Source organism: Bacillus sp. m3-13 (assembly GCF_000175075.1).
GTDB lineage: Bacteria > Bacillota > Bacilli > Bacillales > Bacillaceae_I > Sutcliffiella_A > Sutcliffiella_A horikoshii_C.
The window spans coordinates 88,235-108,935 of the sequence record NZ_ACPC01000012.1; the positions used below are offsets into that span (position 1 = coordinate 88,235).

Consider the following 20,701-nt stretch of genomic DNA (forward strand, 5'->3'; position numbering starts at 1 on the left):
GGAAATTTTAGTGTCAGTAAAAGTTCTAAATGGGAAACGTTTTGCACAAATGGTTATCCAAGGTGCAAATCATTTATCAAACAACGCCAAAACAGTAGATGCGTTGAACGTTTTTCCGGTTCCGGATGGAGATACGGGAACAAATATGAATCTTTCCATTACCTCAGGAGCGAAAGAAGTAAAAGGTAATGTTTCTGAGCATATCGGAAAGGTTGGTTCTGCTCTGGCTAAAGGCCTACTTATGGGTGCAAGAGGTAACTCAGGGGTTATTTTATCCCAATTATTCCGAGGATTCTCTAAGCATATTGAAGCTAAAGAAACAATTACAAGCAAAGACTTTGCACAAGCTTTGGAGGCAGGAGTACAAACAGCTTACAAGGCTGTTATGAAGCCTGTGGAAGGTACCATTCTTACTGTAGCGAAAGATGCTGCAAAGAAAGCTGTTGCTGTTGCGAAAAACGAAGAAGACATCATTGTTTTGATGGAAGAAACGTTAAAAGAAGCAAATGCTTCCCTTAAGCGCACACCAGACCTTCTTCCTGTCTTGAAAGAAGTAGGAGTAGTGGACAGCGGCGGACAAGGTTTAGTATATATTTATGAAGGATTCCTTGCAGAACTTAAGGGGCAAAGTATTGAGGACATCGTTCCTACTACTACGATGAACGAGCTTGTAAATGCAGAACACCATAAAAGTGTTCACTCTGCAATTAATACAGAAGATATCGAATTTGGCTACTGTACAGAGTTCATGGTCAAGTTTGAAGATGATAAAGTGAAAGCTAATCCTTTTACAGAAGAAAACTTCCGTAACGACCTGTCTGAATATGGGGATTCTCTTTTGGTTATTGCTGATGAGGAAATCGTTAAAGTTCATATTCATGCCGAGCAACCTGGTGATGTTTTGACTTATGCTCAAAAATACGGAAGCCTAATCAATATGAAGATTGAAAATATGAGAGAACAGCACAGCAACCTTCTTTTTGAAGAAGATGCTTATCCTGCTCCAAAACCTGAAGTAAACAAAAAGCGCGAGAAATTTGGAATCATCACTGTTGCAATGGGGGAAGGAATTGCCGAGCTATTCAAGAGCATCGGAGCGAAGGCAGTTATTGAAGGCGGCCAAACGATGAACCCGAGCACAGAGGATATCCTTAAAGCAATCGATGAAGTGAATGCTGATAACGTAATCATCTTGCCAAATAACAGCAACATCATTATGGCGGCAAAACAGGCCGCAGAAGTTGCGGAGCAAAATGTGGCGGTTGTTGAAAGTAAAACAGTTCCACAAGGGATGGCGGCAATTCTTGCATTCAACCCGACAGGAGAGCTTGCTGACAACGAAGCGACAATGAAAGAAGCTCTAGGTTCTGTTAAGACAGGTCAAATCACATTTGCTGTCAGAGATACAAACATCGATGGAGTTGAAATCCAGAAAGATGATTTCATGGGAATAGCTGACGGTAAGATTGTCCTTACTAACAAAGACAAAAAATCAGCTGCAAAGGAACTTCTTACATCCATGATGGACGAAGACTCCGAAATCCTTACTGTCATCTACGGTGAAGATGTATCAGAAGAAGATGTAGAAGAGCTTGTCAGTGATTTAGAAGAATCCTATCCTGACGTGGAAGTAGAAGTGCATAACGGAAAACAGCCACTATATTCCTTTATCTTTTCGATCGAGTAAGCTAATATAATATTTGAAAACAAAAGAAGGGGTAACACCCTTCTTTTGTATGTGAACAAATAAGAAAGAATACTGGGGTATGTAACAGTAAACCGACATAGGGGAGTGGGCAGGCATGAAATATAAAAGCGTATTTGATATTATTGGCCCCATTATGATAGGACCATCAAGTTCCCATACAGCTGGAGCCGCAAGAATCGGACGAGTGGCAAGAAGTCTGTTTGGCAGGCAGCCAAAGTGGGCGAACATTTCTTTTTACGGCTCGTTTGCTAAAACATATAAAGGGCACGGTACAGATGTAGCGATTGTCGGGGGGTTACTAGATTTTGATACTTTTGATGAAAGAATCAAAACCTCTCTTCAAATTGCAGATTCTTTAGGAGTTTCCGTTTCATTTCATGAAGAAGATGCCATTACAGACCACCCCAATACGGCAAAAGTGGTAATCGGTGATGACGATGGTGAATTAGAGCTTGTCGGCATTTCGATAGGCGGAGGAAAAATTGAAATTACGGAACTGAATGGTTTTGCTTTAAAGCTTTCAGGAAACCATCCGGCATTGCTTGTCGTGCATGATGACCGTTATGGTGCGATTGCAGGGGTTGCGAATGTGTTAGCGAAGTTTGCCATAAACATTGGCCATATGGAAGTTTCCCGCAAGGAAAAAGGACAAAAAGCCTTGATGACTATAGAGGTGGATCAAAATATTGATGAAGCAGTGATCCAAGAACTTTCAGCACTTCCTAACATCACGCAAGTTACAAAAATTGTGGACTAGCTTTTAGAATAATAATGATAGCGCTTTCATCTGATGTATAGCTCTTAAGGGGGAAAAATCATGTTTCGTAATGTTGCAGAACTGATTGAAATAGCACAAAGCAGTAATAAGAAGATTTCAGAGATTATGATTGAACAGGAAATGGAATTTACGGGCAGAACACGTGAGGAAATTTTCGAACAGATGGACAAAAATCTTACCATCATGGAGCAGGCTGTTGAAAGAGGTCTTGAAGGTGTGAGATCTGTTTCCGGTTTAACGGGCGGAGATGCGGTACTGTTACAAAAATATATTGAAAAAGGGAATTTCCTTACAGGGAAAAATATTTTAGATGCAGTGAGTAAAGCAGTTGCTACAAATGAAGTAAATGCTGCGATGGGTACAATCTGCGCCACCCCAACAGCCGGTTCTGCAGGGGTCGTTCCCGGAACGCTTTTTGCCGTGAAAAATGTGCTTAACCCAACAAGAGAAGAAATGATCAACTTCTTATTCACGTCAGGAGCATTCGGATTTGTTGTTGCTAATAATGCCTCTATCTCTGGTGCCGCTGGCGGATGTCAGGCTGAGGTAGGGTCTGCTTCCGGAATGGCAGCAGCTGCCATCGTGGAAATGGCTGGCGGAACTCCCGATCAATGTGCACAAGCAATGGCCATTACGCTTAAAAACATGTTAGGATTAGTATGTGACCCTGTTGCAGGGCTTGTAGAAGTACCCTGCGTAAAGCGTAATGCAATGGGTGCAGCAAATGCAATGGTCGCAGCAGACATGGCACTTGCCGGAATCACTAGCACCATTCCGTGTGATGAAGTGATCGACGCAATGTACAAAATCGGCTTGACGATGCCTACTGCACTTAAAGAAACTGCACAAGGAGGGTTGGCGGCAACACCAACTGGTCGTGAATTAGAAGCGAAAATATTTGGTGTTCCCTTACAAAAAGGTGACTAATTTATCCGAAACGACAGTAACATCCTTAAAAGGCATTGGGGAAGAAACCGCAAACTCCCTGCACGCAATGGGAATTTACTCAGTTGAAGATCTGCTGATGCATTTCCCGTACAGATATGAAGATTATCGGCTTAGAGATATATCAGAAGTAAAACATGAAGAGAAAATAACGGTTGAGGGGAAGGTTCATGGAGAGCCTTCTCTTATGTATTTTGGCAAAAAGAAATCCAGGCTTACTTTTCGTTTCTATGTTGGACGTTTTTTAGTGAAGGCAGTATGTTTCAACCGGCCATATTACAAAAACAAACTTTCCATCAACGATACCATCACCATTACTGGAAAATGGGATCAGCATCGTCAAACGATCACTGTCATGGAGATTCACTTTGGTCCATTCATGAAAGAAAGTGAAGTGGAACCAGTATATTCGGTTAAAGGGAATATTACAGTCAAACAGATGCGTAAGTTTATCGGAAACGCGCTGCAAACATATGGAAGCGCGTTGGAAAGTGCACTTCCTGTTTCTATTTTGCAAAAATACAAACTGCCATCTAAAGGTGATTCAGTTAGAGCGCTACATAATCCAGTTAATCAAGAAACGCTGAAACATGCACGACGCTATTTTGTTTACGAGGAATTTTTGCTTTTTCAACTTAAGATCCAGGCGTTAAGAAAATATAAGCGCGAGCAAACAGAAGGGCTTGTACATGAATTTCCTAAAAGCAAGCTTGAACGTTTCATCGCTACACTTCCATTTCCTCTGACAGGTGCACAAAATAGGGTATTGGGAGAAATCTTAGGTGATATGACATCACCATACCGTATGAATCGCCTGTTGCAAGGTGATGTAGGATCAGGGAAAACGGTGGTGGCGGCAATATCTCTATATGGTGCACATCTTTCCGGTTACCAAGGAGCCTTAATGGTGCCAACAGAAATACTTGCTGAACAACACGCCCATTCGTTAACAAGCCTGTTTAGTGGAACAGAGGTCAACATAGAATTGTTAACAAGTTCAGTAAAAGGCAAACGACGTAGGGAGCTCTTGGAGAGATTGGCTAATGGGAAAATTGATATTCTTGTCGGTACACACGCTCTTATTCAAGGAGAAGTGAACTTCAAAAGCCTCGGCCTTGTTATTACAGATGAGCAACATCGTTTTGGGGTCGAACAACGAAGGGTACTCCGTGAAAAAGGATCCAATCCGGATGTGCTGTTTATGACGGCGACGCCGATCCCAAGGACACTTGCTATTACAGCTTTTGGAGAAATGGATGTATCCATTATAGATGAAATGCCAGCAGGACGAAAAGCGATAGAGACATATTGGGCAAAACATCAAATGATTGACAGAGTATTGGGGTTCGTCGAAAAGGAACTTCAAAAAGGCAGGCAAGCATATGTGATCTGTCCGCTTATAGAAGAATCGGAAAAGCTTGACGTGCAAAATGCGATAGATGTTCATGATATGCTTACCCATTACTATCGTGGAAAATGGAAAATCGGGTTAATGCATGGCAGGCTGAGTTCAGATGAAAAAGAAAAAGTCATGGAAGCTTTCAGCGAAAACGAAGTGCAGCTACTTGTTTCCACAACCGTTGTGGAAGTTGGGGTCAATGTCCCGAATGCGACTATGATGGTGATTTATGATGCAGAGCGTTTTGGACTTTCACAGCTGCATCAGCTTCGCGGCCGTGTTGGCCGTGGAAGTGAACAATCTTATTGCATACTGCTTGCAGATCCCAAGTCAGAAGTCGGAAAAGAACGGATGAAAATCATGACAGAAACGAATGATGGTTTTGTGCTATCAGAGAAAGACCTGGAACTGCGGGGCCCTGGTGATTTCTTTGGGAGAAAACAAAGCGGTGTCCCGGAATTTAAAGTTGCTGATATGGTGCATGATTACAGGGCCCTTGAAGTAGCAAGGCAGGATGCTCATGATTTACTTTATTCTGACAGCTTTTGGGTGGATGAGGAGTATAAAGGATTAAGAGAAATGATCGAACACTCAGGGATTTTAGACGGTGACAAGTTGGATTAACAGAGGCAGTGTGAAGCCGTTTAACGGGCTTTCTCTGCCTTTTTGTAGCTTTATCAGGAAATTTTGTCTTGCAATATGCTTTTTATGTATATATACTACTATTAGTACCTAGTCATAATAGTTCGGATGGTGTGTAATATGAGACGAAACAAAAAGGAGCGCCAGTTATCTTTAAAGGATAAGATACAGGAAAACCCTTTTATAACAGATGAAGAACTTGCAGATTTTTTTCAAGTCAGCATCCAAACAGTCCGGTTGGATCGTCTGGAATTAAATATCCCTGAATTACGGGAGAGAATTAAAAACGTGGCTGCAAGGACTCTTGAGAAAGAAGTGAAATCTCTGCCTCTTGATGAAGTAATCGGTGAGATTATTGATCTTCAATTAGACGAGAGCGCAATTTCCATCTTTGATGTTCAAAGTGAACATGTTTTCAAACGAAATCAAATTACACGGGGGCATCACTTGTTTGCACAAGCCAATTCTTTGGCAGTGGCCGTCATCAATGATGAACTGGCGTTAACTGCAAAAGCTACCATTCGATTTACACGACCTGTTAAATTGGGCGAAAGAATTGTTGCAAAAGCCTTCGTTAGTAAAGTGGATAAAGAAAAAGGTAGAACAACTGTAGAAGTGAAAAGCTCTGTCGGAAGCGAAAAAGTATTCCATGGTGAGTTTGAAATGTTCCGCTCTACAAGTTCTTGATTAAAGGCAGGTTATAATGATGAGAATTGCCATTGATGCAATGGGTGGCGATCATGCACCAAAGTCTATTGTAGAAGGTGTCATGAAAGCTGTTGAGAAATATAATGATGTTACGTTTACCCTTGTTGGGGATGAAAATAAAATACGACCATACTTAACAAATGAAAAACAAATAACGATTTTACATACAGATGAGGTTATATCAGGAGATGAGGAGCCGGTTCGGGCTGTACGCCGTAAAAAGAACGCCTCTATGGTCTTGATGGCCAAAGAAGTAAAAGAAGGACGAGCAGATGCCTGCATTTCAGCAGGGAACACGGGTGCCTTGATGACAGCAGGACTATTGATTGTTGGCCGCATTAAAGGGATTGAACGACCTGCGCTATCACCGACTTTACCAACCGGTGACGGTAAAGGATTTGTCATGATGGATGTAGGTGCCAATGCAGATGCGAAACCAGAACATCTATTTCAATATGCCTTGATGGGATCCATCTATGCAGAAAAAGTTCGTGGTGTAAAAGCTCCTCGTGTAGGATTATTGAACGTGGGAACAGAAGATAAAAAAGGAAATGAACTGACTAAAGCTGCTTTTGAATATATCAAAGAATCTAATGCAGTTCACTTTGTCGGAAATGTAGAGGCAAGGGACCTTTTAAATGGTGTAGCAGATGTTGTGGTGACAGACGGATTTACCGGAAATATCACGTTAAAAGCAATTGAAGGAACAGCTCTTTCTGTCTTTGACATGCTAAAAGAGGCGCTGACAAGTGACTTAAAAAGCAAGCTTGCAGCTGCTGTGTTGAAACCAAAACTAAAAACGATCAAAAACAAAATGGATTACTCTGAATACGGCGGAGCTGCTTTATTTGGACTAAAGGCGCCAGTTGTTAAAGCGCATGGTTCTTCAGATGACAATGCAGTGTTCAATGCCATCCGTCAAACACGTGAAATGCTTCAAAAAGATATGGTTGGTACCATTGCAAACACTATCGAGAAAATGGAATTTGTGACTACACAAGAGAACGGAGGAGAATAATGGGGAAGGTTGCATTTGTTTTTCCAGGACAAGGTTCACAGATTGTAGGCATGGCACATGAATTAGCCACTGAATATAAAGAGGTTCAAGCGGTAATTGATCAAGCAGACGAGAAATTAGGTTACAAACTTTCATCCTTAATGTTTGAAGGGCCACAGGAAGAACTTACGCTGACTTACAATGCCCAACCTGCTCTCCTTACGTCAAGCATCGCAATCCTGCAACTGCTTAAACAATCAGGGATCAAAGCAGATTATACAGCAGGACATAGCCTTGGTGAATACTCTGCTCTTGTAGCAGCAGACGCCATCAGCTTTGAAGATGCTGTCTATACTGTACATATGCGCGGAAAGTACATGGAAGAAGCAGTTCCGGCTGGTGTTGGATCCATGGCCGCTGTACTTGGTCTTGAAGAGAGATTATTGAAAGAAGCTTGTGAAGAGTCATCTTCAGAAGCTGGACCTGTTCAACTTGCAAACTTAAATTGTCCAGGTCAGATTGTTATTTCCGGGTCAGCAAAAGGTGTGTCGCTCGCGTCTGAAAAGGCGAAGGAAAAAGGGGCCAAAAGAGTAATTCCCCTTGTAGTCAGCGGACCTTTTCATTCCAGTTTGATGAAACCTGCAGCATCCAAGCTTGAAGATACTTTGACCTCCATTTCTATTAAAGACTCAAAGATTCCTGTCATTGCAAATGTGGATGCGAATGAAATGACAAGCGCATCTGAAATTCCAGTAAAGCTAGTCGAGCAGCTTTACTCTCCTGTACGTTGGGAGCAATCTGTTGAAAAGCTGATCGAACTTGGCGTTGATACGTTTATCGAAGTTGGTCCGGGTAAAGTGTTATCAGGTCTTATTAAAAAAGTGAATCGCAGAGCAACAACGATTCCGGTATACGATAAGGAAACACTGCAAAAAGCGATTGATCACTTTAAAAGGGAGGACTCTACAAATGCTTAAAGGAAAAACAGCCGTTGTAACGGGGGCGTCGCGCGGAATTGGGCGTGCCGTTGCACTTGAACTAGCAGAACAAGGTGCAAATGTAGTAGTAAACTATTCAGGAAGCGAAGCAAAAGCCCATGAAGTAGTGGAAGCTATTAAAGAAATGGGTAGCGAGGCTATTGCTGTACGTTGTAATGTCGGGAACATGGAAGACGTTCAAGCAATGATGAAAGAAGCGCTCACTCAGTTCGGTACAATAGATATTCTTGTGAATAATGCCGGTATCACCCGTGATAACCTCCTAATGCGCATGAAGGAAGACGAGTGGGATGATGTGATCAACATCAACCTAAAAGGTGTGTTTAATTCGACAAAAGCAGTAACCCGCCAAATGATGAAACAACGATCCGGACGAATCATCAATATTGCGTCCATCGTTGGGGTAATGGGGAATGCAGGGCAAGCAAACTATGTCGCGGCAAAAGCCGGTGTCATTGGTCTTACTAAATCAACGGCACGCGAGTTAGCTTCTCGCCATATCACTGTAAATGCAATTGCCCCTGGATTCATCACAACGGATATGACGGATAAACTAACAGAAGAAGTGAAGGCGGAAATGCTCAAGCAAATCCCTCTAGCTAGATTTGGAGAAGCAAAAGACATCGCCTCTGTCGTATCTTTTCTAGCATCTGAAAAAAGTGCCTACATCACCGGCCAAACCCTCCACGTAGACGGCGGAATGGTGATGTAATGAGGATGAACTACCCAGTTGACTGAAGTGCAAGGTGTGAGACTCCAGTGGGGGAGTAACGGTTGGTTGAGACCCCGCAGGCTTGCCGAGGAGGCTCCAGCAGCGTCCCGCGGAAAGCGAAGCCATTCGCGGAAATCACCAGCGGTGTCTAAACAATATCTAAAAATCAAAGACTTTTCAGTGGTCTCGGCAGAACCGAGGAGGACCAAGCATCGTCCCGCGGAAAGCGAAGCCGTTCGCGGAAATCACCAGTGGAGTTTTATGGAACTCTCTATTGAGTAATCAGGGAGTCCCAAGATACAACTAACACTAGTTTTTTAAAGTTAAATTCACTATAATACTTGAGGGGAGGTGAAAGTTATGGCAGATGTATTAGAGCGTGTAACAAAGATCATTGTTGATCGTTTAGGTGTAGACGAGTCCGAGGTGAACCTTGACTCCAAATTCAAAGACGATTTGGGTGCTGACTCTCTTGATGTAGTTGAACTAGTAATGGAGCTTGAAGACGAGTTTGATATGGAAATTTCAGACGACGAAGCAGAAAACATTACAACAGTTGCCGACGCGGTAAACTACATAAAAGCAAACGCTTAATCTTTCTTGATTGTCCCACTAAGGTGGGACTTTTTGTTTTTATGGGCATAATAAACCTTGAAATTTAGGATAAAATTCCTTTTAGCAATAAAAGATTACGGAATATACATAATTTCAAGCAAGTTGCTATTTGTATCCTCTAAATAATTTGTTAAAATAGTAATGTTATACAACTTTCATCATCAAAAAGAAGAACGTTGCCATCTTAGTGAAAGAAGATTGTATGTTGGAGGCTCCTTTACATGACCAGAAGCAGAAGTAGAATAAATGAAATGAAAAACGAAGCAACAAAAAAGAATTTTGTTATGCTTCAAGAAAAATTAGGAGTTAAGTTTCATAATGAGAAACTTTTATATCAAGCTTTCACCCATTCATCCTATGTGAATGAGCATCGCAGAAAGCCTTACGAGGACAATGAGCGTTTGGAATTTTTGGGTGACGCTGTTTTAGAGTTGACCATCTCACAATTTTTATATAAAAAATATCCAATGATGAGTGAGGGTCAATTAACAAAACTTAGAGCGTCTATTGTATGTGAACCTTCTTTGGTTTCATTCGCCAATGATCTTTCGTTCGGACAATATGTACTGCTTGGTAAAGGAGAAGAGATAACAGGTGGAAGAGCGAGACCAGCACTGCTTGCCGATGTATTTGAGGCATTTATCGGCGCCTTGTATCTGGATCTTGGTCTAGAGACTGTTTTTCAATTCCTTGAAAAGTATGTGTATCCTAAGATTAATGAAGGTGCTTTTTCTCATGTGATGGATTTTAAAAGTCAACTGCAAGAGATGATACAAAGAAATGCACTAGGAGTAATTGAGTATGAAGTACTAGAAGAAAAAGGCCCGGCCCACAACCGTGAATTTGTGTCTAAGGTCTCCTTGAACAAAGAAGAGATGGGGATTGGAGTCGGCCGTTCTAAAAAAGAAGCAGAACAACATGCCGCTCAATTTGCTCTCCAGAAATTAAAAAAAGTCAGAAAATGAAGGTAGGCGATCCTCTGGTGTCTCAATATACCTTAAGGATCGCTTACTTTTCTGTTACATAAGGTCCGCAAAATAGTAAACACTTCTAGCTGTTAATTGGATCAAAAGGCGAAGACTCCTGAGGGAGATAGCGCTAGGTTGAGACCCCGCAGGCTTGCCGAGGAGGCTCCAGCAGCGCCCCTAGGAAAGCGAAGCCATTTGCGGAAATTAACAGCGGTGTACCATGGAATCATTATTTTATTAGGTTAAGAAACTAAACGAGGTGAGGAATATGTACCTCAAACGATTGGAAGTAGTAGGGTTTAAGTCGTTTGCTGAAAAAATATCCGTAGATTTCGTACCAGGTGTCACAGCCGTCGTAGGTCCGAATGGAAGCGGAAAAAGTAATATTATCGATGCCATCAGATGGGTGCTGGGAGAACAATCAGCCAAATCCCTTCGCGGTTCCAAAATGGAAGATATCATTTTTGCCGGCAGTGATAGCAGAAGAGCATTAAACATGGCAGAGGTTACACTGACACTTGATAACAGTAATCGCATCTTGCCGATAGATTATATGGAAGTGAGCGTTACACGAAGGGCGCTAAGGTCCGGTGACAGTGAATTCCTGATAAATAAACAAACTTGCAGATTAAAAGACATTGTTGACCTTTTCATGGATTCGGGTCTTGGGAAGGAAGCCTTTTCCATCATCAGCCAAGGTAAAGTGGAAGAAATCCTGAGCAGTAAATCAGAAGAGCGTCGAAGTATTTTTGAAGAAGCGGCCGGTGTGCTTAAATACAAATCCAGAAAAAAGAAAGCCGAGAGTAAACTTATGGATACCCAAGAGAATCTGAACCGGGTATCAGATATTTTGCACGAGCTGGAAGGACAAGTGGAGCCTTTAAAAATACAAGCATCCATTGCCAAAGATTATCTGGAGAAAAAAGAAGAGCTTGAACAAATAGAAGTAGGCGTGACGGTGCACGAAATAGAAGAACTTCATCAAAAATGGGAACAAAATTCTCTCGAAGTTAAAAACAGCACCGAAAAAGAACTTGTTCTATCTTCTGAATTGAGCCAAAAAGAAGCAACACTTGAAAAGTATAAGGACCAAGTGGCGGCGTTGGATGAATCCATTGATTCTTTGCAACAAGCCCTTTTAGTGGCGAGTTCAGAGCTGGAGAAACTTGAAGGAAGAAAAGAAGTTTTGAAGGAGCGGAAGAAGAACGCTACGACTAACCGTGCCCAATTGGAAAGTTCATCGGTGGAGCTTGCTGAATTTATTGATGGGCAAAAGAAAAGATTGGAAAGCGAAAAACTTCTTTTGGATACCCTCCGTCAAGAATTGGTATTAACAGAACAACAACTCAAGGATAAACAAGTGATCAACGAACAGTTTGACCAAAATATCGAAGGGAAAATAGACGCTTTAAAAAGTGATTATATTGAACTTCTAAATAAACAGGCAGCAATCCGTAACGAAATTTCCTACTTGGAGCAGCAAGAAAAGCAAGAAGGCATGAAAGTAACCCGTCTGGACGAGGGAAACAGGAAGTATGTCGATTTAAGGGCTAATACCCAACAGAAGAAAGATAAGGTGCTCACTGACCATAAACAGGTACAGGAAGAGTTGAATCAAACTGTTGACCGTTACAGGGCTGAGCAAGCTAATCTGGAACAATTTAAGCAGTCCTATCAGAAAAAAGAAACAACCTTGTATCAAGCGTACCAATTCTTACAGCAAACACGTGCTCGAAAAGAAATGCTAGAAACCATGCAAGGAGATTTTACAGGATTCTTTCAAGGTGTTAAAGAAATTCTGAAAGCCAGGGATGAGAATAGGCTTACTGGGATTAAAGGGGCTGTTGCAGAACTTATCCAAGTAAATCAGGATGTGGAGACAGCAATTGAGATAGCCCTTGGCAGTGCGACACAGCATATCGTGGTGGACAATGAGCAAAATGCGCGAACATCCATCCAATACCTGAAAAAGAACGGTTTTGGCCGTGCGACGTTCCTGCCAATGACGGTCATGAAACCTAGGACATTATCAGACTATCAAGTGAATCAGATTAGTCAACATGAAGCTTTTGTGGGAATAGCTGCTTCGCTTGTGGAGTACGACAAAGCTTATGAAAATATCGTCAATAACCTCTTGGGGACCATTGTCATTGCTAAAGACCTAAAAGGAGCCAACTCGTTGGCAGGCATCCTTCAGCACCGTTACCGCATCGTGACATTAGAAGGGGATGTGGTAAATCCCGGTGGATCTATGACAGGCGGAGCCGTTAAGCAAAAATCGAATTCTCTCTTGAGTCGAGGTCGTGAACTTGATTCTATTTCAGCTAAACTAGAAGAGATGGAGAATAAGACAGCCCTGCTTGAAGATCAGGTCAAGACACTTAAGAAGAAAATAGAAGAGAAAGAGTCTCAAGTTATAGAACTTAAGGGAACTGGCGAGGAACTAAGATATAAAGAACAGCAGGTTGCAAGCTTACTTCGGGAAGTGGAACTAGAAGAGAAAAACGTCAATGAACATTTAAGTTTATATGACTATGAAAAGCAACAGCTCACCATTTCCATGAAGGATGCCCTCAACAAAAAAGCAAAGTTAGATGTTGAATTGAAAACGGTGGGAATGCAGATTGCTGCTCTAGACAAAGAGATTGCCGAGCTAAACTCCTTAAGGTTGGAGCAACATGCAAACAAAGAAACCGTACAAAATGAGCTGACTCAATTAAAAGTTGATTATGCGGGTAAAAAAGAAAAGCTTACTAATCAATCAGAAAAAGTGGATACTATTGAAACAGACCTTAAACAAGCCACAGAAAGGTTGACCGACATTAAAGAAGATCTTTCTCTTTTACAAAGTGAAATGAATGATAATTCTTCAGGTGAACAAAAACTGGAAGTGGCTGCGGCTGAAAAGTTACAAGACAAAAATACCACTATGAAGCTTATAGCGGAACGTCGTGCAGAAAGGCTTTCTTACCACGAAAAGGTGGAACAAGAAGAGCTTGAATTGAAAGATTTAAAAAGACAGTATAAACAACTTTCTGAAGTCTTGAAGGCGGAAGAAGTGAAAATGAACCGCCTGGATGTGGAATTAGATAATAGACTTCACCATTTAAGGGAAGAGTATATGCTATCCTTTGAAGCGGCAAAAGCAGATTATCCACTTGAGATGGAGTTAGAAGAAGCGCGTAAAAAGTTGAAACTGATCAAGCTTGCCATCGCGGAGCTTGGCACAGTCAATATCGCTGCAATAGAGGAATATGATCGAGTAAGCGAGCGATATACATTCCTTAAGGAACAAAAGGACGATCTTCAAGAAGCAAAAGACACCTTATTCCAGGTTATCGGTGAGATGGATGAGGAAATGAAAAAACGCTTTGAGACGACCTTCACCAATATCCGTGCGCATTTTCACGATGTGTTCCGCTCTTTATTTGGAGGGGGAAGGGCAGATCTTGTGCTAACAGATCCGTCAGACATGCTGAATACTGGCGTAGATATTGTGGCACAACCTCCTGGTAAAAAACTGCAGAATCTTGGTCTTTTGTCAGGGGGAGAAAGAGCCTTAACGGCAATTGCTTTGTTATTCTCAATATTAAAAGTGAGACCTGTGCCGTTCTGCATCCTTGATGAAGTGGAAGCGGCGCTTGATGAAGCCAACGTACACCGTTTTGCCCAATATTTAAAGCAGTTCAGTCAAGAAACACAGTTCATCGTCATCACCCACCGCAAAGGAACGATGGAATTCAGTGATGTCCTTTACGGAGTAACGATGCAAGAATCCGGTGTCTCTAAATTGGTCTCTGTCCGGTTAGAAGAATCCAAAGAACTTGTTAAATAGAGAGGAAGAGAATGAGAAAATGAGTTTCTTTAAAAAGTTGAAAGAAAAGCTTACCACCCAAACAGATTCCGTAACGGAAAAATTCAGAGAAGGATTAACGAAAACTCGTGATTCCTTCTCTGGTAAAGTAAATGACCTTGTCGCTCGTTATCGCAAAGTCGATGAAGATTTCTTCGAAGAATTGGAGGAAATCTTAATCGGAGCGGATGTTGGCGTTAACACCGTGATGGAATTGATTGATGAGCTTAGAATGGAAGTAAAACGGCGCAACATCCAAGATCCCCGCGAGGTTCAAAGTGTCATTTCTGAAAAGTTGGTGGAGATCTATCAAGCAGGAGAAGACGTGTCTCCGACCATCAACTTTCAACAAGACGGCTTAACGGTTGTTCTGGTTGTAGGGGTAAACGGAGTAGGGAAAACTACGTCTATAGGAAAGATTGCTAAGAAACTGAAGCAAGAGGGAAAGAGTGTTCTTCTTGCAGCGGGAGATACATTCCGTGCCGGCGCGATCGACCAGCTTGAAGTATGGGGTGAACGTGTTGGAGTGGATGTGATCAAGCAATCAGAGGGTTCAGATCCTGCAGCTGTTATGTATGATGCACTCCAAGCGGCTAAAGCTCGTAAAGTTGACGTGCTTCTATGTGATACAGCAGGTCGACTTCAAAACAAGGTCAATTTAATGAAGGAACTGGAAAAGGTGAAGCGTGTAATTGAGCGCGAGGTTCCGGGTGCACCGCATGAAGTTCTGCTAGTACTGGATGCGACGACAGGCCAGAATGCATTAAGCCAGGCGAAAATCTTTTCTGAAGCAACGAATGTTACGGGAATCGTTTTGACGAAGCTTGACGGCACCGCAAAGGGCGGAATCGTTCTTGCTATCCGAAATGAAATGAAGATTCCGGTCAAGTTTGTCGGTTTAGGGGAAAAAGCAGAAGACTTGCAGGAGTTCAATGCAGAGCAATATGTGTACGGATTATTTGCAGATATGATGGAAAAAGAAGAAGCACAAGAAAGCTAAAAAAATATCATCACTTGCCGCCCCTCCACTCTGACGGGCGGCTTTTATATAGAGAAGAAAGTGTGGGAACCTGTTGATTTCCGTTTCGGGCGCTTTGTTTGCCTGCGGGGTCTTCCCTGTCCCTTCCTCCCGCGGGCGTCTGCGCGCCTTCCACTCCAATCAACAAGAAGGTTTCATTAATTTAAGGGTCTATGAAAAAGCATCTAACCGAGTTAACGGGATAAGCATTAACGTTACATCTACTCAATTTTCAGCTGTGGATTGGAGCAAATGGCGAAGACTCCAGGCGGGGGAGTAACGGTAGGTTGAGACCCCTGAAGCGTTGTGAGGAGGCTCAAGCACCGTCCCGCGGAAAGCGAAGCCATTTGCGGAAAGGAACAGCAGCAATTCACCAATCAACAAAAGAGATTAATAGTATTGTGGTCTTCGATCTTCGAAGATTGGTATTCTTTTTCTTACTTCCGCCACCTTATCTAAATCTATTTCAGCTGTAATGATTTCTTCCGTTTCGCCAGCTTCGGCCACAATTTCTCCCCAAGGATCGATAATCATCGAGTGTCCTGCGAAAGCATTCTTCGGATCAGCACCAGAACGGTTACATGCAATGACATAGCACTGGTTTTCAATGGCCCTCGCAATGAGAAGTGTACGCCAATGATCAACCCTAGCCAAAGGCCACTCTGCCACAACAAATATCGCTTTTGCATCTTTTGTAGTATGCGCGCGTATCCATTCAGGAAAACGGATATCATAGCAAATGAATCCTGCACAAGTTTCTCCGTCAAGCTCAAACATCCCATCCGTTTTTCCTGGCTGAAGGAAGTGATGCTCGTCCATCAAGCGAAAAAGGTGCAATTTGCTATATTCGCCGGCAACTTCGCCATCTTTATTGACGGTAATCATCGTATTATAAATTCCTTTGTTCGTTTTTTTGGCGACAGAACCACCCACAATGTGGGTTTTAAGTTCTTTTGCAGCAGATTTAAGGAATTTGGTAGTGACAAAACCGCCGGAATCTGCAATTTTATCAAGGCGTTCGAGGTCATAACCTGTGGACCAAAGTTCAGGAAGGACAATGATATCTGGTCGATCCTTACCTGACAATGTCAGTAGTTCACATGCTTTTTCTATATTTGCTTTGGGATCTCCAAAGGCTACATCAAATTGAATACAAGCTATTTTCCATTTCATAATTTTATCCCCCCGTTGAAAAAATACTTTACAAGTTGAATCTAACAATATATGATTTGTGACTAGGATTTCAAGAATTTTTTAAGTAGGTGAAAAAGGTGAAACACTTTCAACAATCTGAATTATTAAATACACTGCCTAAACAGTTCTTTGCTTCATTGGTTGAAAAAGTGGGAAAGGTTGTTGCACAAGGTCATGATGTTATTAATCTTGGACAAGGAAACCCTGACCAACCGACTCCTGAACATATTGTAAAGTCGTTACAGGAAGCAACCGAAAAACCGAATCATCATAAATATTCCCCTTTTCAGGGTCATCATTTTTTTAAAGAAGCGATCGCAACTTTTTATAAACGAGAATATGAAGTGGACATAAATCCAGAAACTGAAGTGGCCATACTCTTTGGTGGCAAAGCTGGGCTGGTAGAAATCCCCCAATGTTTATTGAATGAAGGGGATACCGTGCTTGTCCCAGACCCGGGTTATCCTGATTATTGGTCTGGTGTGGCATTGGCCAGAGCGAAAATGGAATACATGCCTTTAAAAGAAGTATATCATTTTTTACCAAACTATGAAGATATCAATCCGGAAGTCTTAAAAGCGGCTAAGCTTATGTTCCTCAATTACCCCAATAATCCGACAGGGGCTGTAGCGAATTCTGTATTTTTTAAAGAAACGGTAGACCTTGCAAATGAGCACGATATTTGCGTGGTTCATGATTTTGCATATGGTGCAATCGGATTTGATGGAAAAAAACCACTTAGCTTCTTACAAACTCCTGGTGCGAAAGATGTCGGGATTGAAATCTATACATTGTCGAAAACTTTTAATATGGCCGGATGGCGAGTGGGGTTTGCAGTGGGGAATGAAAGTGTGATCAAAGCGATCAATCTATTGCAAGACCATATGTATGTCAGTATTTTTGGCGCGATCCAAGAGGCGGCTGCCACTGCCTTGTTAGATAAACAAACCTGTGTTCAAGAATTGGTAGATTTGTATGAGGAGAGACGAAACATCCTTATTCATGGATTACAGGAAATTGGTTGGGAAGTAAAGGCGCCAAAAGGTTCTTTTTTTGCATGGTTAAAAGTTCCGGAAAGATACACATCTGAGGAGTTTGCAGACAAACTGCTTGAAGAAGCCCATGTGGTGGTGGCACCTGGTATTGGCTTTGGATCCTTTGGGGAAGGTTATGTGCGCGTCGGTTTATTAACCAGTACAGAAAGATTACAAGAAGTAGTTCAACGAATCAGAGGGTTAAAGATTTTCTGAATAGTCTGTTGACATAAACTCAAAATGATGGCATAATCTCAACTAGAATTTAGTATTTAGATAATTTGAATTTTATATATAATCCAATCTTATCAAGAGCAGGTGGAGGGACTAGCCCGATGAAACCCGGCAACCGACTTATTCAGTTAAGCACGGTGCTAAATCTTGCAGCAAAAAGCTGATAGATAAGAGGACGTTAGATAGACTAACCTCTTCTTATGGAAGGGGTTTTTTGTTTTTTTATCATCGTTAGAAAGGGTGTACATAATGTCAGAAATTCTAGCAACCTATTTGGTTCATGATCATAACGGGAATCTCGAAAAAAAAGCGGAAGGGATCGCACTTGGACTTACCATCGGGTCCTGGACTGAACTTCCGCAGCTTGAACAGGAGCAATTGAGAAAGCATAAAGGCAGAGTCGTAAGCGTGAAAGAGCTCTCGTCAAATGACAGGGTGAATTCTTATTTAGGGAATACGGTGACACGTGGCATTATCCAAATTGCTTATCCTAGTTTCAATTATAGCAATGACTTGCCGGCGATTTTTAACCACGGTATTTGGCAAGTTGTCATTAGATGGGGAAATTAAGTTGATTGATCTTGAGTTCAGCAATGACTTGAAGCTAGCATATCCTGGACCGAAATTCGGAATAGAAGGGCTTCGCTCCATTACTGGCGTACATCATAGACCATTTGTGATGAGCATTTTCAAAGGGGTGATTGGCAGGGACCTTGATTATTTAACGGATCAGTTGAAGGAACAGGCTCTAGGGGGAGTTGATTTCATCAAGGATGATGAAATATTGTTTGAAAACGACCTTACCCCTTTTGAAAAAAGGATTAACGAAGGCAAAAAGGATTCTAGAGGAAGTGAAGGAAGAGACAGGACATCGTGCAAGATATGCGGTTAATCTGACAGGTCGTACGTTAGAGCTTAAAGATAAAGCAAAAAGAAGCGGTAGAATTAGGTGCTGATTTTCTGCTATTCAATGTTTTTGCTTATGGGCTTGATACACTTCAAAGTTTGGCTGAAGACAAGGAAGTATCCATTCCGATTATGGCGCATCCGGCGGTTAGTGGGGCGGTTACCCCATCAGAATTTTATGGCGTTTCCAATGAGTTGTTGTTAGGAAAACTTTTACGCTATGCAGGTGCTGACTTTTCTTTATTCCCATCTCCTTACGGAAGTGTGGCATTGCCGAAGGAACAGGCGCTCGGTATCCGGGACGCTCTGACAGTAGCAGACAATCAGTTTAAATCGACACTGCCTGTCCCTTCAGCTGGAATACACCCTGGACTCGTACCACTACTTTATCAGGATTTTGGCAACGATGCGGTCATCAACGCAGGAGGCGGGGTGCACGGGCATAAGCTTGGTGGGGCTGCCGGAGCAAAAGCTTTTCGTCAGGCAGTAGATGCGGTAAAAGCTGGGGAATCATTGACATCATACGCACAAAAGCATCCGGAGTTAGAGGTGGCCCTCAAGCAGTGGGGAAGTGTGGAGGTTACAACATGAATGCCAATAAACAAATGATTTTTTGTGACTTTGATGGAACCATCACCAATAGTGACAATATCATTGCCATTATGAAAAAGTTTGCTCCAAAAGAATGGGACGAAATAAAAAATCAGGTATTATCTCAAGAAATCTCCATCAAAGAAGGGGTAGGGAAAATGTTTTCCTTGCTTCCTTCTAAGAAAAAGGAAGCAATTACTGAATATATACTAGGTCACGCTGAGATACGGGAAGGCTTTAATGAGTTTGTGGCTTTTACAAAAGAAGAAGGAATACCCCTTTATATTGTTTCTGGCGGTATTGACTTCTTTGTGGAACCACTTTTGGAAGGAATGATAGAAGAGGAGAACATCTATTGCAATGGCTCTGATTTTGATGGGGAAACCATAAACATCCTTTGGCCTAATGAGTGTGATGTGGACTGTGACAACGATTGTGGTTGCTGCAAGCCATCGATTATCAGAAAACTTGTCAAATCTGATACTTATAAAATTGTGATTGGCGATTCCATCACAGATTTAGAAGCGGCAAAGCTTGCGGATCAAGTGATAGCGAGGGACTTTCTGATTAAAAAGTGTGAGGAGCACTCCATTGCCTTTTCTCCGTTCGAAACGTTTTATGATGTGATGGATATCTTGAAAAAACGGAAGGTGACAGCATGAGTCATTTTTTAAAGAAATGGACAGAGCTTTCTGAGGTTAAGGAGGAGTTGGCTTCTCGGGATTGGTTCTTTGGCACCAGTGGAAACCTTTCTATTAAAGTATCAAATACCCCGTTGCAATTCTTGGTTTCCTCAAGCGGCAAGGATAAAAGAAAGATAACCTCAGAAGATTTTCTGCTTGTGGATGAACTTGGGAACGCGGTCGAAAGCACTACCTTGAAGCCTTCTGCAGAAACATTGCTACACCTCGAAGTTTACCGGAAGACGAACGCAGGTTGTTCCTTGCATGTTCATACCGTTGATAACAATGTCATCTCTGAGCTATATGGTGACTACGGCGAGATTAGATTTAAAGGACAGGAAATCATCAAAGCATTTGGTATATGGGAAGAAGATGCGGAAGTAAGCATCCCAATCATAAGAAACCATGCAGACATTCCAGCTTTGGCAGATGAATTTTCTCAATATATAGATGGAGATGCTGGCGCTGTTCTGATTAGGAATCATGGAATTACCGTTTGGGGAAGGAACGCCTTTGAGGCGAAAAAACACCTAGAGGCCTGGGAATTTCTATTCTCCTATCATTTGAAATTATTAAGTGTAAAAAACTTGGTTCAACCAAAAATATCTATTTAAATCTTATATAGAAAAGTTATTTCAATAGTTTCCCTAGCTGTTGATTGGAGGAACGGGCGAAGACTCCGGCGGGAGGTAGCGGTAGCTTGAGACCCCACAGCGGA

General features: G+C 42.0%; 16 protein-coding genes, 1 pseudogene and 1 riboswitch. Of the genes and pseudogenes, 16 read left to right on the forward strand and 1 reads right to left on the reverse strand.

The features are described from left to right. The first annotated feature begins 10 nt into the window (after positions 1 to 10). The 12 genes from M313_RS0105285 to ftsY all read left to right on the forward strand — a co-directional run bounded on the left by M313_RS0105285 (position 11) and on the right by ftsY (position 15,323). Positions 11 to 1,687, forward strand: a complete 1,677-nt coding sequence (locus M313_RS0105285) for a DAK2 domain-containing protein (RefSeq protein ID WP_010193135.1) — start codon at positions 11 to 13, stop codon at positions 1,685 to 1,687. A gap of 115 nt (positions 1,688 to 1,802) precedes the next feature. Then, positions 1,803 to 2,465, forward strand: coding sequence for an L-serine ammonia-lyase, iron-sulfur-dependent subunit beta (gene sdaAB, locus M313_RS0105290; RefSeq protein ID WP_010193136.1), 663 nt, complete (start codon positions 1,803 to 1,805; stop codon positions 2,463 to 2,465). Positions 2,466 to 2,525: 60 nt separating this feature from the next. After that, positions 2,526 to 3,413 (forward strand): L-serine ammonia-lyase, iron-sulfur-dependent, subunit alpha, encoded by an 888-nt coding sequence (sdaAA, locus tag M313_RS0105295; RefSeq protein WP_010193138.1) that lies wholly within the window; start codon positions 2,526 to 2,528, stop codon positions 3,411 to 3,413. After that, positions 3,406 to 5,454: an ATP-dependent DNA helicase RecG gene (gene recG, locus M313_RS0105300; protein WP_010193139.1), complete on the forward strand. Its 2,049-nt coding sequence runs from the start codon at positions 3,406 to 3,408 to the stop codon at positions 5,452 to 5,454. Before sdaAA ends, recG begins: the two co-directional genes overlap by 8 nt. 138 nt (positions 5,455 to 5,592) lie before the next feature. Then, complete coding sequence (gene fapR, locus M313_RS0105305; protein ID WP_010193141.1) at positions 5,593 to 6,159, forward strand: transcription factor FapR; 567 nt, start codon at positions 5,593 to 5,595, stop codon at positions 6,157 to 6,159. 19 nt (positions 6,160 to 6,178) lie between these two features. After that, positions 6,179 to 7,198 carry a phosphate acyltransferase PlsX gene (gene plsX, locus M313_RS0105310; protein ID WP_010193143.1) on the forward strand — a complete coding sequence of 340 codons (1,020 nt, stop codon included), beginning with the start codon at positions 6,179 to 6,181 and terminating at the stop codon, positions 7,196 to 7,198. Further along, positions 7,198 to 8,154, forward strand: coding sequence for an ACP S-malonyltransferase (gene fabD / locus M313_RS0105315; protein WP_010193145.1), 957 nt, complete (start codon positions 7,198 to 7,200; stop codon positions 8,152 to 8,154). Before plsX ends, fabD begins: the two co-directional genes overlap by 1 nt. Continuing rightward, positions 8,147 to 8,887, forward strand: coding sequence for a 3-oxoacyl-[acyl-carrier-protein] reductase (gene fabG / locus M313_RS0105320; RefSeq protein WP_010193147.1), 741 nt, complete (start codon positions 8,147 to 8,149; stop codon positions 8,885 to 8,887). The genes fabD and fabG overlap by 8 nt, the downstream gene beginning before the upstream one ends. A 360-nt stretch (positions 8,888 to 9,247) precedes the next feature. After that, a complete protein-coding gene (gene acpP, locus M313_RS0105330; RefSeq protein WP_010193151.1) occupies positions 9,248 to 9,481 on the forward strand; it encodes an acyl carrier protein in 234 nt (77 codons plus the stop codon). Between the two features lie 272 nt (positions 9,482 to 9,753). Then, positions 9,754 to 10,467 (forward strand): ribonuclease III, encoded by a 714-nt coding sequence (gene rnc / locus M313_RS0105335; RefSeq protein ID WP_148979042.1) that lies wholly within the window; start codon positions 9,754 to 9,756, stop codon positions 10,465 to 10,467. A 271-nt stretch (positions 10,468 to 10,738) separates the two neighbouring features. Beyond that, a complete protein-coding gene (gene smc / locus M313_RS0105340) occupies positions 10,739 to 14,305 on the forward strand; it encodes a chromosome segregation protein SMC (protein ID WP_010193154.1) in 3,567 nt (1,188 codons plus the stop codon). Between the two features lie 19 nt (positions 14,306 to 14,324). Continuing rightward, positions 14,325 to 15,323, forward strand: coding sequence for a signal recognition particle-docking protein FtsY (gene ftsY / locus M313_RS0105345; RefSeq protein ID WP_010193156.1), 999 nt, complete (start codon positions 14,325 to 14,327; stop codon positions 15,321 to 15,323). Between the two features lie 408 nt (positions 15,324 to 15,731). Here ftsY and M313_RS0105350 read toward each other — a convergent pair whose 3' ends face one another. Continuing rightward, positions 15,732 to 16,514 (reverse strand): carbon-nitrogen family hydrolase, encoded by a 783-nt coding sequence (locus tag M313_RS0105350; RefSeq protein WP_010193158.1) that lies wholly within the window; start codon positions 16,512 to 16,514, stop codon positions 15,732 to 15,734. 98 nt (positions 16,515 to 16,612) lie between these two features. On the opposite strand from M313_RS0105350, the gene M313_RS0105355 reads away from it, so the two are divergent. The 4 genes and pseudogenes from M313_RS0105355 (at position 16,613) to M313_RS0105370 (ending at position 20,597) form a co-directional block, all read left to right on the forward strand. After that, positions 16,613 to 17,785, forward strand: coding sequence for a pyridoxal phosphate-dependent aminotransferase (locus tag M313_RS0105355; RefSeq protein WP_010193160.1), 1,173 nt, complete (start codon positions 16,613 to 16,615; stop codon positions 17,783 to 17,785). Positions 17,786 to 17,871: 86 nt separating this feature from the next. Further along, positions 17,872 to 17,977: riboswitch (SAM riboswitch) on the forward strand. Between the two features lie 75 nt (positions 17,978 to 18,052). Further along, a pseudogene (gene mtnW / locus M313_RS22770) lies at positions 18,053 to 19,300 on the forward strand (2,3-diketo-5-methylthiopentyl-1-phosphate enolase). Next, positions 19,297 to 19,962: a 2-hydroxy-3-keto-5-methylthiopentenyl-1-phosphate phosphatase gene (locus M313_RS0105365; RefSeq protein WP_010193164.1), complete on the forward strand. Its 666-nt coding sequence runs from the start codon at positions 19,297 to 19,299 to the stop codon at positions 19,960 to 19,962. Before mtnW ends, M313_RS0105365 begins: the two are co-directional and overlap by 4 nt. Next, positions 19,959 to 20,597 carry a methylthioribulose 1-phosphate dehydratase gene (locus M313_RS0105370; protein WP_010193167.1) on the forward strand — a complete coding sequence of 213 codons (639 nt, stop codon included), beginning with the start codon at positions 19,959 to 19,961 and terminating at the stop codon, positions 20,595 to 20,597. Before M313_RS0105365 ends, M313_RS0105370 begins: the two co-directional genes overlap by 4 nt. Positions 20,598 to 20,701 lie beyond the last annotated feature (104 nt).

Bases quoted from the DNA above. Each gene is read 5' to 3' on its own strand.
- sdaAB (WP_010193136.1), top strand. From the start codon at position 1,803: ATGAAATATAAAAGCGTATTTGATATTATTGGCCCCATTATGATAGGA.
- sdaAA (WP_010193138.1), top strand. From the start codon at position 2,526: ATGTTTCGTAATGTTGCAGAACTGATTGAAATAGCACAAAGCAGTAAT.
- fapR (WP_010193141.1), top strand. From the start codon at position 5,593: ATGAGACGAAACAAAAAGGAGCGCCAGTTATCTTTAAAGGATAAGATA.
- plsX (WP_010193143.1), top strand. From the start codon at position 6,179: ATGAGAATTGCCATTGATGCAATGGGTGGCGATCATGCACCAAAGTCT.
- fabD (WP_010193145.1), top strand. From the start codon at position 7,198: ATGGGGAAGGTTGCATTTGTTTTTCCAGGACAAGGTTCACAGATTGTA.
- fabG (WP_010193147.1), top strand. From the start codon at position 8,147: ATGCTTAAAGGAAAAACAGCCGTTGTAACGGGGGCGTCGCGCGGAATT.
- acpP (WP_010193151.1), top strand. From the start codon at position 9,248: ATGGCAGATGTATTAGAGCGTGTAACAAAGATCATTGTTGATCGTTTA.
- rnc (WP_148979042.1), top strand. From the start codon at position 9,754: ATGAAAAACGAAGCAACAAAAAAGAATTTTGTTATGCTTCAAGAAAAA.
- smc (WP_010193154.1), top strand. From the start codon at position 10,739: ATGTACCTCAAACGATTGGAAGTAGTAGGGTTTAAGTCGTTTGCTGAA.
- ftsY (WP_010193156.1), top strand. From the start codon at position 14,325: ATGAGTTTCTTTAAAAAGTTGAAAGAAAAGCTTACCACCCAAACAGAT.
- M313_RS0105350 (WP_010193158.1), bottom strand. From the start codon at position 16,514: ATGAAATGGAAAATAGCTTGTATTCAATTTGATGTAGCCTTTGGAGAT.
- M313_RS0105365 (WP_010193164.1), top strand. From the start codon at position 19,297: ATGAATGCCAATAAACAAATGATTTTTTGTGACTTTGATGGAACCATC.
- M313_RS0105370 (WP_010193167.1), top strand. From the start codon at position 19,959: ATGAGTCATTTTTTAAAGAAATGGACAGAGCTTTCTGAGGTTAAGGAG.